The sequence below is a fragment of the Burkholderia arboris genome, from assembly GCF_038723655.1.
Classification (GTDB): Bacteria; Pseudomonadota; Gammaproteobacteria; order Burkholderiales; family Burkholderiaceae; genus Burkholderia; species Burkholderia arboris.
On sequence record NZ_CP109822.1, the window covers coordinates 2,998,717 to 3,013,583 of the forward strand.

Sequence of the window (14,867 nt, forward strand, 5' to 3'; positions counted from 1 at the left end):
CGCATCGCCGGCGCCCGCTTCATCCTCGCTGCGCTCTCATGACCCAGAAGACCCATCGCCGCCGGCGCATCGTGCTGGCTACCCTTGCCGTCGTCGCGATCGCGGCCGGCGTCACGCTGAAGGCCTGCGCGCCCGACAAGCATCCGCAGTACCTGTCCGCGCCCGTCACGCGCGGCGATCTCGAGAACGCGGTACTCGCGACCGGCGCGCTGCAGGCATTCAGGCAGGTCGACGTCGGTGCGCAGGTGTCGGGGCAATTGAAGACGCTGAAGGTCAAGCTCGGCGACAAGGTCACGAAGGGCCAGTGGCTCGCCGAGATCGACCCCGTGATTTCGGAAAACACGCTGCGCCAGGCGCGCGCGAGCGAAGAAAGCCTGCGTGCACAACATCAGTCGACCGCCGCGCAACTGACGCAGGCCGAACTCGCGTTCCAGCGCCAGCAGGCGATGCTGCCCGACGATGCGACGTCGCGCGAATCGTTCGAGGCCGCGCGCGCGACGCTCGACGTGCAGCGCGCGACACTCGCGTCGCTCGCCGCGCAGATCCGCTCGGCCCGCATCCAGATCGAGACCGCGCAGGCCAACCTCGGCTATACGCGCATCGTCGCGCCGATCGACGGCGAGGTCGTCGCGATCGTCACGCAGGAAGGCCAGACCGTGATCGCGCAGCAGCAGGCGCCGGTGATCCTGAAGCTCGCGAATCTCGACACGATGACCGTGAAGGCACAGGTGTCGGAAGCCGACGTGATCCGCGTGAGCGCCGGCCAGGCCGCGTATTTCACGATCCTCGGCGAGCCGGACAAGCGTCACTACGGCAAGCTGCGCGCGATCGAGCCGGCGCCGCAGAACTACGCCGACGCGCAAAGCGCGCTCGGCGGCGGCGCGGGCGGCAGCGCGAAACCGAACGCCGCGGTGTTCTACAACGCGCTGTTCGACGTGCCGAATCCCGAGCACCGGCTGCGCATCTCGATGACCGCGCAAGTCAGCATCGTGCTCGGCAACGCACGCAACGCGCTCAGCATTCCGGCCGCGGCGCTCGGCGAGAAACGCAAGGACGGCACCTATGCGGTGCGCGTGCTGCGCGCCGACGGCAGCACGGAAACGCGCAACATCCGCATCGGCATCAACAACAACGTGCGCGTCGAAGTGCTGGCCGGCCTGAAGGACGGCGAGCGCGTCGTGATCGGCGAAGCCTCGGCGGACGAGCACGCGCCGCTATCGGACGTGGTGTGACGATGAGCCAGCCCCTGCTGAAACTCGCGGCCGTCACGCGACGCTTTCCGGCCGGCGACAAGGACGTCGTCGTCCTGAACAACGTGAACCTGTCGATCGATGCGGGCGAGATCGTCGCGATCGTCGGCGCGTCGGGCTCCGGCAAGTCGACACTGATGAACATCCTCGGCTGCCTCGATCACCCGAGCGAAGGCATCTACACGGTCGGCGGACGCGATACGCACATGCTCGACAGCGACGAGCTGGCGCAGCTGCGTCGCGAGCACTTCGGCTTCGTGTTCCAGCGCTATCACCTGCTGCCGCACGTCGACGCGGTCGCGAACCTCGAAATGCCGGCGATCTACGCGGGCACCACGCGAGCGGCGCGGCACGCACGCGCACGCGAACTGCTCGCGCGCCTCGGGCTCGCGGATCGCGCGCATCATCGGCCCGGGCAACTGTCCGGCGGCCAGCAGCAGCGCGTGAGCATCGCGCGTGCGCTGATGAACGGCGGCCAGGTGATCCTCGCCGACGAACCGACCGGCGCGCTCGACACGAAAAGCGGCCAGGACGTGATCCGGATCCTGCACGAGCTGAACGCGCTCGGCCATACGATCGTCATCGTCACGCACGACAAGGCCGTCGCGCGCCATGCGCGACGCATCATCGAAATCAGCGATGGCGAGATCGTCGCCGACCGGCCGAACCGCCACTACGCGGAAGCGCTGGCGGAAGCCGGCATCGCTGCCGCCGCAGCGTCCGGCCCGGCAACGGACGCGCCCTCCGCACCCGCCGCTCACGATGCGCCGCCGCCCTCTGACGCCGAACCCGGCCCGCGCGCGCGCCGCTTCGCGGCCGGCACCGGCCGCTTCGCCGAGGCATGCCGGATGGCGTGGATCGCGCTCGTGTCGCACCGGCTGCGCACGCTGCTGACGATGCTCGGCATCATCATCGGCATCACGTCGGTCGTGTCGATCGTCGCGGTCGGCGAAGGCGCGAAGCGCTACATGCTCGACGAGATCGGCAGCATCGGCACCAACACGATCAACGTCTATCCGGGCACCGACTGGGGCGACAGCCGCGCCGACACGATCCAGACGCTCGTGCCGGCCGACGTCGCCGCGCTCGCCGAGCAGCCGTACGTCGACAGCGCGACACCCGAAACGTCGCGCACGCTGCTGCTGCGCTACCGCAACGTCGACGTCAACGCGCTCGTGAGCGGCGTCGGCGACCGCTACTTCCAGGCACGCGGGATGCGCTTCGCGCTCGGCGCCGGGTTCGACGACGACGCGGTGCGCCGCCAGGCGCAGGTGGCCGTGATCGACCAGAACACGCGCCGCAAGCTGTTCGGCGCGACGCGCAACCCGGTCGGCGACGTGATCCTGGTCGACAACGTGCCGTGCGTCGTGATCGGCGTGACGGCCGACAAGAAGAGCGCGTTCGGCAGCGTGAAAAGCCTGAACGTGTGGGTGCCGTACACCACCGCGAGCGGGCACCTGTTCGGCCAGCGCTATCTCGACAGCATCACCGTGCGCGTGCGCGACGGGCAGCCGAGCGCCGCTGCCGAGAAAAGCCTCGAGAAGCTGATGATCCAGCGCCACGGCCGCAAGGATTTCTTCACGTACAACATGGACAGCGTGGTCAAGACCGTCGAGAAGACCGGCCAGTCGCTGACGCTGCTGCTGTCGCTGATCGCCGTGATCTCGCTCGTCGTCGGCGGGATCGGCGTGATGAACATCATGCTGGTGTCGGTCACCGAGCGCACGCGCGAGATCGGTATCCGGATGGCCGTCGGCGCGCGCCAGTCCGACATCCTGCAGCAGTTCCTCGTCGAGGCCGTGCTCGTCTGCCTGCTCGGCGGCACGATCGGCATCGCGCTGTCGTTCGGGCTCGGCGCACTGTTCTCGATGTTCGTCGCGCAGTGGAAGATGGTGTTCTCCGCCGGTGCGATCGTGACGGCGTTCGTGTGCTCGACGCTCACCGGTGTGATATTCGGTTTCATGCCCGCGCGCAATGCGTCGCGGCTCGATCCGATCGATGCGCTCGCGCGCGACTGACGAAAGACCTGCCATGACGCATTCCTCACCGCTTCACCGCTTCGGCGCAATCGCGTGCGCGGCCGCGCTGCTCGCCGGCTGCGCGGGCGCGCGCCACGACCCGCTGCCGGCGGTCGCGATGCCCGCGAACTGGGCCGCCCCCATCGCGGCCGACGCGCCGGCCACCGCGCACGACTGGTGGCGCAGCTTCGGCGATCCGCAACTCGACGCGCTGATCGACGACGCGCTGCGCGCCAACAACGACCTCGCGATCGCGGCGATCCGCGTGTATCGCGCGCAACTGCAGGCCGGGCTCGCCGATACGAACCTGACGCCCAACGTGACGGCCGGCGGGAACGGCGCCGTGTCGCGCACGCTCGATACGCACCGGACGAGCCGGTCGAGCGGCATCAACGGTTCGCTCAGCTACGAAATCGACCTGTGGGGCCGGCTGGCCGCGCTGCGCGATGCCGCGCACTGGGAAGCCGATGCAACGGCCGCCGATCTCGAAGCCGCCCGGCTGTCGCTGATCGGCACGACCGCGTCGCTGTACTGGCAGATCGGTTATCTGAACCGGCAGATCGCGCTCGGCGACGCGAACATCGCGTATGCGGTGCGCACGCTCGCGGTCGTCCGGTCGCGGCACACGGCCGGCGCCGTGTCGGGGCTCGACCTCGCGCAGGCCGAACAGAGCCTCGCCGCGCAACGCGCCACGCAGACGCAGCTGATCCAGCAGCGCACCGAGAACCGCCACGCGCTCGCCATCCTGTTCGACCGGCCGCCGCAGGAGCGCGCGGCCGAACCGTCGGCGCTGCCCGCCGCGGCGCCACCGGAAGTGGCAGCCGGCCTGCCCGCGAGCCTGCTCGGCCGGCGCCCCGACCTGCGTGCGGCGGAATTCCGGCTGCGCGAGTCGCTCGCGCAGGTCGACGCGACGCGCACGAGCTTCTACCCGACCTTCACGCTGACCGGCAGCGCCGGCACCACGAGCACGAGCCTCGAGCGCGTGCTGATGAATCCGGTCGGCACGCTCGGGCTCGGCCTCGCACTGCCGTTCATCCAGTGGAACACGATGCAGCTGCAGATCAAGGTGTCGAAGTCGCAGTACGAGGAAGCAGTGGTCGGATTCCGCCAGCGCCTCCATACGGCGCTCGCGGAAGTCGAGAATGCGTTGTCGGCACGCGTGCAGCTCGAACGCGAGGCCGAACAGCGCGCGTTGTCGCTGGCCCAGGCGCAGCGTGCCGAGCGGCTGGCCGCCGCGCGCTTCGCGGCCGGCGCAACCGCCGTGCAACCGTGGCTCGACCAGCAGCAGGTACTGAGGAGCGCGCAAAGCGCCGACGAGCTGACGCGCCTGAACCGGCTCAACAACCAGATGAAGCTCTACCGCGCGCTCGGCGGCGGCACGTCCTGACCGGCAGGCCGGCGCGACGCGCAGGCCGCGTCATTCGCACACGGCCGCCCCGCGCCGTGCAGGCGCGAACGCCACCGCGCTTGCCGTTGCGAGCACGGCCACGCCGGCCGCGCCGTACACCATCACCCAGCCGAAGCCGTGCACGAGCGCCGCATGCAGCGCCGCGCCGGTCGGGTCGGCCTGCGCGAGCGCCGGCGCGATCGCGTGCAGCCCGTCGGTGCGGCCCGACGCGATCTCCTGCGCGAGCCGGCGCAACGCGGCAGCGCCGATCGCGCCCGCCGCCCCGCCCTTCAGGCTCGCAACGATCCCCGCGACCAGCACGAAGCCCATCGCCGCGATGTTCAGCGCGAGCGAGATCATCCGCGCGCTCATGTCGATCCCCGACGCCATCCCGGCCCGCGAACTCGGTACCGCGCCCGTCGTCGTGTTGGTAACGGGCGTGTTCGTCAACCCGAGCCCGATGCCGGCGATCACGCAGCCGGGCAGCATCGTCAGCCAGCTCGCATGCTCGGCCGCGCTGCCGAGCCGCATCAGCGCGAAGCCGGCCGCGATCGTGAACAGGCCGCCCGGAATCACGACGCCCGGCCCGTAGCGCAACGCGAGCCGCTCGCCGAACGGCGGTGCGACCAGCGTCGGCAGCGTGTACGCGAGCAATGCGAGGCCGGCCGTCACGCTGTCGTAGCCGAGCGCGACCTGGAACCAGATCGGCAGGTAGATCATGAACGGCCAGAAGCTGAAGTTCATCCCCATCGAGCCGAAGATCGCGCCGGTGAACGCGCGGATCCGGAACACCGAGAAGTCGAACATCGGCCGCGCGCTGGCGCGCTCCGCGATGACGAAGCCGATCACCGCGAGCACGGTTGCGCCGAGCACGCCGAGGCCCGCCGCGCTCGTCAGCCCCAGCTCGGCGCTTTGCGTGATGTAGAACGCGAGACCGAGCACCGCGAGCGACAGCGTGACGATGCCCGCGACGTCGAGCGTACCCGCATGCGGATCGCGCGATTCCTGCACCGCGCCGCCGATCAGCACGAGCGCGACGGCCGCGAGCGGCGCATGGACGAGGAACACCCACGGCCAGCTCGCCAGCGCGACGATCGCGCCGCCGGCGATCGGCCCGAAGCCGAGCCCGATGCCGAACACGATTCCCCAGATCCCGAAGGCGCGGCCGCGTTCGCGGCCCTCGCGGAACTGGTGCGACAGCACCGCAATCTGGCAGATCAGCATCGCGCCGCCGCTCGCGCCCTGCAGCAGCCGACCCGCGACGAGCACCGGCACGTTCGGCGCGAGCCCGCACAGCAGCGACGTCGCGCCGAACAGCACGGTGCCGATCACGTACACGCGCTTGCGGCCGAACCGGTCGGCGAGCGTGCCGGCCGCCATCAGCACCGTCGTGCACGCGATCGTGTACGCATTCATGATCCACTGCATGCCGTTGAAATCGCCATGCAGCACGCGTTCGAGCGTCGGCAGGATCACCGGCACGCTCGAGATTTCGAGGCCGAACATCAGCGACGTGAGACAGACGGCCGCGAGTGCGACCGCATTCCTGCGGGAATCGGATAGCGTCATGCGTATTGCGCGGCGACCCGGCGACAGGCCGCGCGCCTCCAGGTGAGTAGGATTCGCCGCGTGCGGCCGGCGACGCACGCTGGACGGGAATCGGTACTATAGTGAGAATTTCCCTCCCCATTGACGCGTATATTTCCACGAACTGGGGAATCTCAGGACTCAATCACGGCAACTCGCGATGACCGACAGACTCGACGGCGTGACGACCTTCGTCCAGGTAGTGGAATCGGGCAGCTTCGCGCTCGCCGCCGAGCGGCTCGACATGACGCGCTCGGCGGTCGGCAAGGCGATCGCGCGGCTCGAGAAGCGGCTCGGCGCGCGGCTGCTGCAACGCACGACGCGCAGCCAGAGCCTGACCGACGACGGCCAGGCGTACTACGACCGCTGCGTGCGCGCGCTGTCGGAGCTGGAAGCGGCGGAAGCCGATCTCGATTGCGGCCGCAACGAGGCGCGCGGCAAACTGCGGCTGAGCGTGCCGCTCGCGTTCGGGCACCACTGCGTGACGCCGATCGTGCTCGATCTCGCACGCAATTACCCGCACTTGCGGATCGACGTGTCGATCACCGACCGTTTCGTCGATCTCGTCGAGGAAGGCATCGACCTCGCCGTGCGGATCGGCACGCTCGCGGACAGCACGAGCCTCGCGGTGCGGCGGCTCGGCACGCAATACGGCAGCCTCGGCGCCGCGCCGTCGTATCTCGCGCGCTACGGAATGCCGAAGACGCTCGACGACCTGAAGCACCACCGGACGATCGCGTATTCACGCTCGGGCGTCATTCAACCGTGGGACTTGCGCGCGCCGGACGGCTCGACGGTGCGGATCGACATGCCGCATCAACTGAGTTTCGACGACGTGCAGGCGATCGCGGCGGCCGGCGCGTCGGGGTTCGGGATCGCGTGGGTGCCGAGCTGGCTGCTCGACCATTACGTGAAGCGCGGCGAGATGGTGGTCGTGCTGGATCGCTGCTTCGTGTGCGAAGGCGACATCCACGCGATCTGGCCGAAGACGCGCTACCTGCCGCGCAAGACGCGCTGCGTGATCGACGCGCTCGCGCAGGCGATTCCGCCGATGATCGAGCGCCCCGACGAAGCGTGATGAGATGGGTTGAAACCGACGCGCCGCCGCGCGGCGCGTCGGGAGATCACGCCGCGCCGAGATCGGCGAGCGGATGTGCGAACAGCTTCCACGGCGACGTCAGGAAATGCCGCACGCGTTCGGCGCGCACTTCGACCAGCGACGCGGGCGCCCAGCGCGGCTTGCGATCCTTGTCGACGAGATGCGCGCGCACGCCTTCGCAGAAGTCGCCTTCCTCGATCGCACGCGCGACGATGCCGAGCTCCATCCGGAACGATTCGGCGAGCGTCATCTGCCGGCCGCGCAACAGCGCCTCGCGCGTCACCGAGAGCATCGTCGGCGAATGGCTCGCGAGCGCATCGAGCGTCGCCTGCAACCATTGACGGTGCTCGCGCGACAGCTCTTCACGCGCGAGATCCTGCGTGAGCGTCGCGACGATCCGCTCGACGGTCGAGCGTTTGTCGAAGTGGCGGACGATCCACGGCATCTGGCTGTCGAGCGCCGCGTGCGGCACCACGTTGCACGGCGGCTCGAACACCTTGCGCAGCAACGGCAGCGCATCGCCGTCCCACCTGACGCTTTCGATGCGTGTCTCGAACGTGTCGAGCCACGCGGACGGCACGCACAGATCCGCGAGCTTCGCGCTCAGCGCGTCGGCGCCCGACAGCATCGCGCCCGTCAGCCCCGTGTACAGCTCGAGTTCGACCGGCATGCGCGACAGGAAATGCGTCGCGCCGACATCGGGCACGAGGCCGATGCGCGTTTCCGGCATCGCGATCTTGCTGCGCTCGGTCGCGACGCGCAGCGCCGCGCCTTGCGCAAGCCCCATGCCGCCGCCCATCGTCACGCCGTCCATCAGCGCGACCACCGGCTTCGGGAACGTGTGGATCGCGTAGTCGAGCCGGTATTCGTCGACGAAGAACGGCAGCCAGGTTTCGCGCTGCGCGACCATCCGGTGCAGCGCGCGCACGTCGCCGCCCGCGCAGAAGCCCTTCTCGCCCGCGCCGCGCAGCACGACCGCGACAATCTGGTCGTCGGTGCGGCAGCGCTCGAACAGCGCGGCCAGCTCGCCGATCATCGCGTACGACAGCGCGTTGAGCGCGGCCGGCCGGTTCAGCGTGATCAGCGCCACGCGGTTCACCACGCGGAACAGCACCTCGGGCGCGTGCTCCGCGAACGCGTCGTGTTTCGTCACCGGCGTGCTCATCGTTGCGGCTCTCCATCGGTGTGCCATTGCGGCGCGCGCTTGCCGAGGAACGCGGCCACGCCTTCGCGCGGATCGTTCGTGTCGAACAGGTCGACGAAACGTTCGCGCTCGACCGCGAGCGCCGCACTGCGCGGCACGCCGCGACGCGCGAGGCCGATCAGTTCCTTGCTGTACGCGACCGCATGCGGGCTCTGCCGCGCGACGTTGCGCGCGAGCGCCAGCGCCGCATCGCGCGCGGCCCCGCTTTCCACCACGTCCTCGACGAGGCCGATCCGCAGCGCCGTCGCCGCATCGACGCGCGCGCCGGTCAGGATGATCTTCTTCGCCCAGCCCTCGCCGACGAGCCAGGGCAGCGTCTGCGTGCCGAGGCCGCACGGCAGCAGGCCGACCGACGGCTCCGGCAGCGCCATCTGCGCATGCGTCTCGGCAATCCGCAGGTCGCACGCGAGCGCGCATTCGAGCCCGCCGCCCATCGCATAGCCGTTGATCGCCGCGATCGTCACGACGCGTGCGTCATGCAGCGCCTCGAACGCCGCGCCGAAGCGCGACGCCATCGAGCGCGCGACCGCACGGTCGCCATCGGCGAACGTGTTGAGGTCGGCGCCCGCGCTGAAGAACTTCGGGCCGTCGCCGGTGATCACGAGTGCCCGCACGCGCGGGTTGGCGTTCAGTTCGGCGACGGTCGCCTGCAGTTCCAGCAGCCCGTCGGCGGTAAAGGCGTTCGCGGGCGGACGCTTGAGCGTCGCGCACGCGATTGCGCCGTCGTCGACGTAGTCCAGTTCGATCATCACGCGTCCTTCTTCGTTGCCGGTTGGTACAGGCGGATCACCGCCGAGAAATCGAGCTGGCCGTCGCCGCGGCTGCTCATCGTCTGGTACAGCTGCTGCGCGAGCGCGCCGAGATAGACGGGCTGGCGTGCCTGCTTCGCCGCGTCGTTCGCGAGGCCGAGATCCTTCAGCATCAGGTCGGTGCCGAAGCCGCCCGAGTAGCCGCGCGACGACGGCGCGGTCTCGATCACGCCCGGATACGGGTTGTAGGTATCCGAGCTCCAGCAACGGCCCGTCGACGTGTTGACGATGCCGGCCAGCACCTTCGGGTCGATGCCGAGCGCGACGCCGAGCGACATCGCCTCCGACACGGCCGCCATCGAGATGCCGAGCACGAGGTTGTTGCAGACCTTCGCGACCTGCCCCATGCCCGTCGCGCCGCAGTGGACGATGTTCTTGCCCATGCCCGCGAGCACCGGCTTCACGCGCTCGAAATCCGCGTCGCTGCCGCCGACCATGAAGGTCAGCGTGCCGGCCGCCGCGCCGCCGGTGCCGCCCGACACCGGCGCATCGACGAACGCGCCGCCGTGCTCGCGCACCAGCGCGCCGAATGCCTGTGCGCTCGCCGGGTCGATCGTGCTCGAATCGATCACGGTCGCGCCCGCGCCGAGGCCGGCCAGCACGCCGTTCTCGCCGGACAGCACCGAGCGCACGTGCGGCGCGGCCGGCAGCATCGTGATCACGAACGTCGCGCCCGACGCCGCATCGCGCGGCGACGCGGCCACCTGCGCGCCGGCGTCCTGCAGCGCGCGCAACGCGTCGGCGCTCAGGTCGAACGCGTGCACTTCATGGCCGGCTTTCAGCAGGTTCAGCGCCATCGGCGCGCCCATGTGGCCGAGGCCGATAAATCCGATTTTCATGGTGGTCTCCTCCGCCGCTCAATGCAGCCGGATCGTCGTGTTCACCGGGCCGGCCGTCGTGTCGTCGTCGAACCAGCGGGCGGTGACCGTCTTGGTCTGCGTGTAGAACTGCACGACCTGCTTGCCGTACGGGCCGAGATCGCCGAGCTTCGAGCCGCGCGAACCGGTGAAGCTGAAGAACGGCACGGGCACCGGGATCGGGATGTTGATGCCGACCTGGCCGATGTCGATCTCGCTCTGGAACTTGCGCGCGGCCGCGCCGCTCTGCGTGAACAGGCCGACGCCGTTGCCGAACGGGTTCGCGTTGACGAGCGCGATCGCTTCGTCGAGCGTGTCGACTTCCATGACGACCAGCACCGGGCCGAAGATTTCATGCGTGTAGACCGACATGCCGGTCGTCACGCCCGAGAAGATCGTCGGGCCGATGAAGTTGCCGTGCTCGTAGCCGTCCACCTTCACGCCGCGGCCGTCGAGTTCGAGCTTCGCGCCTTCCTTCACGCCCGCGTCGACCAGCGACAGGATGCGTTCCTTCGCGGTCTTCGACACGACCGGCCCGACGTCCGTGCCGGCTTCCGCGCCCGCATTGACTTTCAGTGCCTTCGCCTTCGCGACGAGATCCGGCAGCCAGTCGCGCGCCTTGCCGACGAGCACCGCGACCGACGTCGCCATGCAGCGCTGGCCGGCGGCGCCGAAACCCGCGCCGACGAGTGCGTTGATCGCCTGCTCGCGGTTCGCGTCGGGCAGGACGATCGCGTGGTTCTTCGCGCCCATCATCGACTGCACGCGCTTGCCGTGCGCGCTGCCGAGGTTGTACACGTGCGTGCCGACCGCCGTCGAGCCGACGAACGAGATCGCCTTCACGAGCGGATGCGTGCAGATCGCATCGACGACTTCCTTGCCGCCGTGCACGACGTTCAGTACGCCTTTCGGTACACCGGCTTCGACCGCGAGCTCGACGAGTTCCATCGTCGACATCGGATCCTGCTCGGACGGCTTCAGCACGAACGTGTTGCCGCACACGATCGCCATCGGGAACATCCACAGCGGAATCATCGCGGGGAAGTTGAACGGCGTGATCCCCGCGCATACGCCGAGCGGCTGGCGCAGCGTGTAGGTATCGACGCCGCCCGCGACGTTCTCCGCGAATTCGCCGAGCTGCAGCGTGCCGATCGAACATGCGTGCTCGACCACTTCGAGGCCGCGGAAGATGTCGCCTTCGGCGTCGGGAATCGTCTTGCCCTGCTCGGCCGTCAGCGTCTTCGCGATGCGTTGCAGGTTCGTGCGCACGAGATCCTGGAACTTCAGCATGATGCGCATGCGCGCGGCGATCGGCGTGTTCTTCCACGTCGCGTACGCGGCGTGCGCGGCCTGCACGGCCGCGTCGACTTCGGCGACGGTCGCGAACGGCACGCGCGCGAGCACCTGCTGCGTCGCCGGGTTGACGATGTCGCGCCACTCATGGGTGGCGGACTCGACGAAGGCGCCGTCGATCAGCAGCTTGACCGTCGGCACGTCTTGCCCGGTACGGGGCGTCGGATTCGCGTTCATCGATGCATTCTCCTTGCAGTGGGCCGCGTAGCGTCATGCATCGCGCGGCCGGTTCGGTTCGGCTGCGGGCGGCGGCCGCGACATGCGGCGCGCGCGGCCCGCGGTCACGTCATTTCAATTCAGCAGCAAAATCTTCTTCCCAGTATTCGCCTGGCATCCGCGCGCTCGCGTCGTCGCCGCGCTCGATCTCGCGACGACGCAGCTCGACACGGCGGATCTTCCCCGAGATCGTCTTCGGCAGCTCCGCGAACTGCAGGCGGCGGATCCGCTTGTACGGCGCGAGCTTCTCGCGCGAGAAGCGGAAGATCTCCAGCGCGAGTTCGGGGCTTTCCTCGTAGCCCTGCCGCAGCGTGATGAAAGTCTTCGGCACCGACAGCCGCACGGGATCGGGGCTCGGTACGACGGCCGCCTCGGCGATCGCCGGATGCTCGATCAGCACGCTCTCGAGTTCGAACGGGCTCAACCGGTAGTCGGACGACTTGAACACGTCGTCCGCGCGGCCGATGTACACGTAATAGCCGTCGTCGCCGCGCATCGCGATGTCCGACGTACGGTAGTGACCGTCGCGCATCGCATGGGCCGTCGCGTCCGGGTTGTTCGCATAGCCTTTCATCAGCCCGACCGGGCGCGTGACGTCGGCGCCGATCGGCAGCGCGACCTCGCCTTCGGTCACCGGCACGCCGTCCGGGTCGAGCAGCGCGATCCGGTAGCCGGGCAGCGGCCGGCCCATCGAGCCCGCGACGACCGGCTGGCCCGGCGAATTGCCGATCAGGCAGGTCGTCTCGGTCTGGCCGTAGCCGTCGCGGATCGAGATGTTCCACGCCTTCTTCACGCGCTCGATGATCTCGGGGTTCAGCGGCTCGCCCGCGCCGACGATCTCGCGCAGCTTCACGTCGAACGACGCGAGCGGCTGCTGGACCAGCATGCGCCACACGGTCGGCGGTGCGCACAGCGTCGTCACCTGGTATTTGACGAGCGCATCGAGCACGACCTTCGGCTCGAAACGCGCGTAGTTGAATGCGAACACGCAGGCCTGCGCATTCCACGGCGCGAAGAAGCAGCTCCACGCGTGCTTCGCCCAGCCCGGCGAGCTGATGTTCCAGTGGATGTCGCCCGGCTGCAGGCCGACCCAGTACATCGTCGACAGATGGCCGACCGGATAGGTGCGGTGCGTATGCTCGACGAGCTTCGGCTTCGACGTCGTGCCCGACGTGAAGTACAGCAGCATCGGATCGTTCGCGTGCGTGACGGCGTCCGGCTCGAATTCGGCGCTCGCCGCATAGCCGTCGTTCATCGCGAGCCAGCCCGCGCGCGGCGCGCCGGCAACGATCTTCCGCGCGAGGCCGAGATCGGCCTGTTCGAATTTGGCGGTTTCGTTCTCGTCGACGATCGCGTATTTCGCACCGCCGATCTGCACGCGGTCGCGCACGTCGTCGGGCGACAGTTGCGTGGTGGCAGGCAGCACGATCGCGCCGAGCTTCATCGCGGCGAGCATCGCGTCCCACAGCTCGACACGGTTCGGCAGCATCAGCAGGATGCGATCGCCGCGCACGACGCCGATCGAGCGCAGCCAGTTCGCGATCCGCGACGAACGCTCGGACATCTGCGCGAACGAATACGGATCGCCCGTACCGGTTGCCGCGTCGACGATCCACAGCGCGGGCTGGTCGTTGCCGCGCGCCATCGGGTCGAAATAGTCGAGCGCCCAGTTGAATGCATCGAGCACCGGCCATTCGAAATCGCGGTACGCGGTTTCGTAGTCGGTGCGATGGCGCAGCAGAAAGTCGCGTGCGTTCAGGAATGCCTGTACCGTCATCGTTTCCTCCAGTCTCCATGTCTCGCGGTCAAGCGGCGCACGTGCTGCAGCGCGTGCCCGCCTGCCTCTGTTGCGGCGCACGGTCACGTCGTTGCGTGCCGCGTTCACCGCGCTGCCCTCGTGCCCTGCGTGATGTTTCGACCGGTGCAACCGCCGCGGCTCAAAGCTGCCGTGCGATCACCATCCGCTGCACTTCGCTGGTGCCTTCGTAAATCTGCGTGATGCGCGCGTCGCGATAGTGACGCTCGACTTCGTAATCGACCAGGTAGCCGTAGCCGCCGTGGATCTGGATCGCATCCGAACACACGCGCTCGGCCATCTCGGACGCGAACAGCTTCGCCTGCGACGCTTCCGACAGGCACGGCAAACCGGCCGTGCGCAGCTTCGCCGCGTGATGCACGAGCAGGCGCGCGGCGTTGATCTGTACGGCCATGTCGGCGAGCTTCTGCTGGATCGCCTGATGCTCGGCGATCGGCTTGCCGAACTGCACGCGCTCGCCCGCATAGCGGCGCGCCTTGTCGAACGCGGCGCGCGCGATGCCGAGCGCCTGCGCGGCGATGCCGATGCGGCCGCCCTCGAGGTTCGACAAGGCGATCTTCAGCCCTTCGCCGCGATTGCCGAGCAGGTTCTCTTCCGGAATCGCGCAATTCTCGAACGTGATCGGGCACGTATCCGACGCGCGGATGCCCATCTTCTTCTCGGGCTTGCCGACGATGAAGCCCGGCGTATCGGCCGGCACCAGGAACGCGGAAATGCCGCGCTTGCCGGCTTCCGGGTCGGTCATGGCAAAAACGATCGCCACACCGGCGCGCTGGCCGTTGGTCACGAACTGCTTCGCGCCGTTCAGCACCCATTTACCGTCGCGCAGCTCCGCACGCGTGCGCAGGTTGTTGGCCTCGGAACCGGCATGCGGCTCGGTCAGGCAGAACGCGCCGATCACGCGGCCCGCCGCCATGTCGGCCAGCCAGCGGTCCTTCTGCGCCGGCGTGCCGAAGCCGAGGATCGGCCCGCAGCCGACCGAGTTGTGCACGCTCATCATCGTCGCGCACGCGGCGTCGCCGGCCGCGATCTCTTCCATCGCCAGCGCGTAGGCCACGTAGTCCGTATACGCGCCGCCCAGCTCCTGCGGCACGATCATCCCGAGCAGGCCGAGTTCGCCGAGCTGCGCGACGATCGCGTCCGGCAGGTGCGCGTCGTGGTCCCACTGCGCCGCGTTCGGCGCCAGCATCTCGGTCGCAAAGGCGCGCGCGGCATCGCGGATCATCCGCTGGTCTTCGGTGTAAAGCTCGTCCATGGTGCTGCTGTCTCCC

11 protein-coding genes are annotated in these 14,867 nt (G+C 69.0%); 4 read left to right on the plus strand and 7 right to left on the minus strand.

The window, feature by feature from the left end; all coding sequences use genetic code 11:
• The first annotated feature begins 38 nt into the window (after window positions 1–38).
• Genes OHZ10_RS30935 through OHZ10_RS30945 form a run of 3 tightly spaced genes read left to right on the plus strand, consistent with a single transcriptional unit; the run spans window position 39 to window position 4,655 of the window.
• On the plus strand, window positions 39–1,232 hold the full coding sequence (locus tag OHZ10_RS30935) for an efflux RND transporter periplasmic adaptor subunit (protein ID WP_342705288.1): 1,194 nt from the start codon (window positions 39–41) through the stop codon (window positions 1,230–1,232).
• 2 nt (window positions 1,233–1,234) lie between these two features.
• Window positions 1,235–3,268 carry a MacB family efflux pump subunit gene (locus OHZ10_RS30940; protein WP_059239495.1) on the plus strand — a complete coding sequence of 678 codons (2,034 nt, stop codon included), beginning with the start codon at window positions 1,235–1,237 and terminating at the stop codon, window positions 3,266–3,268.
• Window positions 3,269–3,281: 13 nt separating this feature from the next.
• Window positions 3,282–4,655 (plus strand): efflux transporter outer membrane subunit, encoded by a 1,374-nt coding sequence (locus tag OHZ10_RS30945; RefSeq protein ID WP_256086063.1) that lies wholly within the window; start codon window positions 3,282–3,284, stop codon window positions 4,653–4,655.
• A 30-nt stretch (window positions 4,656–4,685) separates the two neighbouring features.
• Here OHZ10_RS30945 and OHZ10_RS30950 read toward each other — a convergent pair whose 3' ends face one another.
• Window positions 4,686–6,224, minus strand: coding sequence for an MFS transporter (locus OHZ10_RS30950; protein ID WP_059239493.1), 1,539 nt, complete (start codon window positions 6,222–6,224; stop codon window positions 4,686–4,688).
• Window positions 6,225–6,402: 178 nt separating this feature from the next.
• On the opposite strand from OHZ10_RS30950, the gene OHZ10_RS30955 reads away from it, so the two are divergent.
• Complete coding sequence (locus tag OHZ10_RS30955; protein WP_342705289.1) at window positions 6,403–7,320, plus strand: LysR family transcriptional regulator; 918 nt, start codon at window positions 6,403–6,405, stop codon at window positions 7,318–7,320.
• A gap of 46 nt (window positions 7,321–7,366) precedes the next feature.
• Here the strand turns inward: OHZ10_RS30955 and OHZ10_RS30960 are convergent, their stop codons facing one another.
• The 6 genes from OHZ10_RS30960 to OHZ10_RS30985 all read right to left on the minus strand — a co-directional run bounded on the left by OHZ10_RS30960 (window position 7,367) and on the right by OHZ10_RS30985 (window position 14,851).
• Window positions 7,367–8,506, minus strand: coding sequence for an enoyl-CoA hydratase/isomerase family protein (locus OHZ10_RS30960; protein WP_059239488.1), 1,140 nt, complete (start codon window positions 8,504–8,506; stop codon window positions 7,367–7,369).
• Window positions 8,503–9,294 (minus strand): enoyl-CoA hydratase, encoded by a 792-nt coding sequence (locus OHZ10_RS30965; RefSeq protein ID WP_256087290.1) that lies wholly within the window; start codon window positions 9,292–9,294, stop codon window positions 8,503–8,505. The genes OHZ10_RS30960 and OHZ10_RS30965 overlap by 4 nt, the downstream gene beginning before the upstream one ends.
• Window positions 9,294–10,193 carry a 3-hydroxyisobutyrate dehydrogenase gene (gene mmsB / locus OHZ10_RS30970; protein ID WP_069252269.1) on the minus strand — a complete coding sequence of 300 codons (900 nt, stop codon included), beginning with the start codon at window positions 10,191–10,193 and terminating at the stop codon, window positions 9,294–9,296. The genes OHZ10_RS30965 and mmsB overlap by 1 nt, the downstream gene beginning before the upstream one ends.
• Window positions 10,194–10,211: 18 nt before the next feature.
• Complete coding sequence (locus OHZ10_RS30975) at window positions 10,212–11,741, minus strand: CoA-acylating methylmalonate-semialdehyde dehydrogenase (RefSeq protein ID WP_059239482.1); 1,530 nt, start codon at window positions 11,739–11,741, stop codon at window positions 10,212–10,214.
• A gap of 109 nt (window positions 11,742–11,850) precedes the next feature.
• Window positions 11,851–13,557 (minus strand): AMP-binding protein, encoded by a 1,707-nt coding sequence (locus OHZ10_RS30980; protein WP_059239480.1) that lies wholly within the window; start codon window positions 13,555–13,557, stop codon window positions 11,851–11,853.
• A 160-nt stretch (window positions 13,558–13,717) separates the two neighbouring features.
• A complete protein-coding gene (locus OHZ10_RS30985) occupies window positions 13,718–14,851 on the minus strand; it encodes an acyl-CoA dehydrogenase family protein (protein WP_059240929.1) in 1,134 nt (377 codons plus the stop codon).
• Window positions 14,852–14,867: the final 16 nt, after the last annotated feature.

Coding starts and splice junctions, on each gene's coding strand:
- OHZ10_RS30935 (WP_342705288.1), top strand. CDS start 39: ATGACCCAGAAGACCCATCGCCGCCGGCGCATCGTGCTGGCTACCCTT.
- OHZ10_RS30940 (WP_059239495.1), top strand. CDS start 1,235: ATGAGCCAGCCCCTGCTGAAACTCGCGGCCGTCACGCGACGCTTTCCG.
- OHZ10_RS30945 (WP_256086063.1), top strand. CDS start 3,282: ATGACGCATTCCTCACCGCTTCACCGCTTCGGCGCAATCGCGTGCGCG.
- OHZ10_RS30950 (WP_059239493.1), bottom strand. CDS start 6,224: ATGACGCTATCCGATTCCCGCAGGAATGCGGTCGCACTCGCGGCCGTC.
- OHZ10_RS30955 (WP_342705289.1), top strand. CDS start 6,403: ATGACCGACAGACTCGACGGCGTGACGACCTTCGTCCAGGTAGTGGAA.
- OHZ10_RS30960 (WP_059239488.1), bottom strand. CDS start 8,506: ATGAGCACGCCGGTGACGAAACACGACGCGTTCGCGGAGCACGCGCCC.
- OHZ10_RS30965 (WP_256087290.1), bottom strand. CDS start 9,294: ATGATCGAACTGGACTACGTCGACGACGGCGCAATCGCGTGCGCGACG.
- mmsB (WP_069252269.1), bottom strand. CDS start 10,193: ATGAAAATCGGATTTATCGGCCTCGGCCACATGGGCGCGCCGATGGCG.
- OHZ10_RS30975 (WP_059239482.1), bottom strand. CDS start 11,741: ATGAACGCGAATCCGACGCCCCGTACCGGGCAAGACGTGCCGACGGTC.
- OHZ10_RS30980 (WP_059239480.1), bottom strand. CDS start 13,557: ATGACGGTACAGGCATTCCTGAACGCACGCGACTTTCTGCTGCGCCAT.
- OHZ10_RS30985 (WP_059240929.1), bottom strand. CDS start 14,851: ATGGACGAGCTTTACACCGAAGACCAGCGGATGATCCGCGATGCCGCG.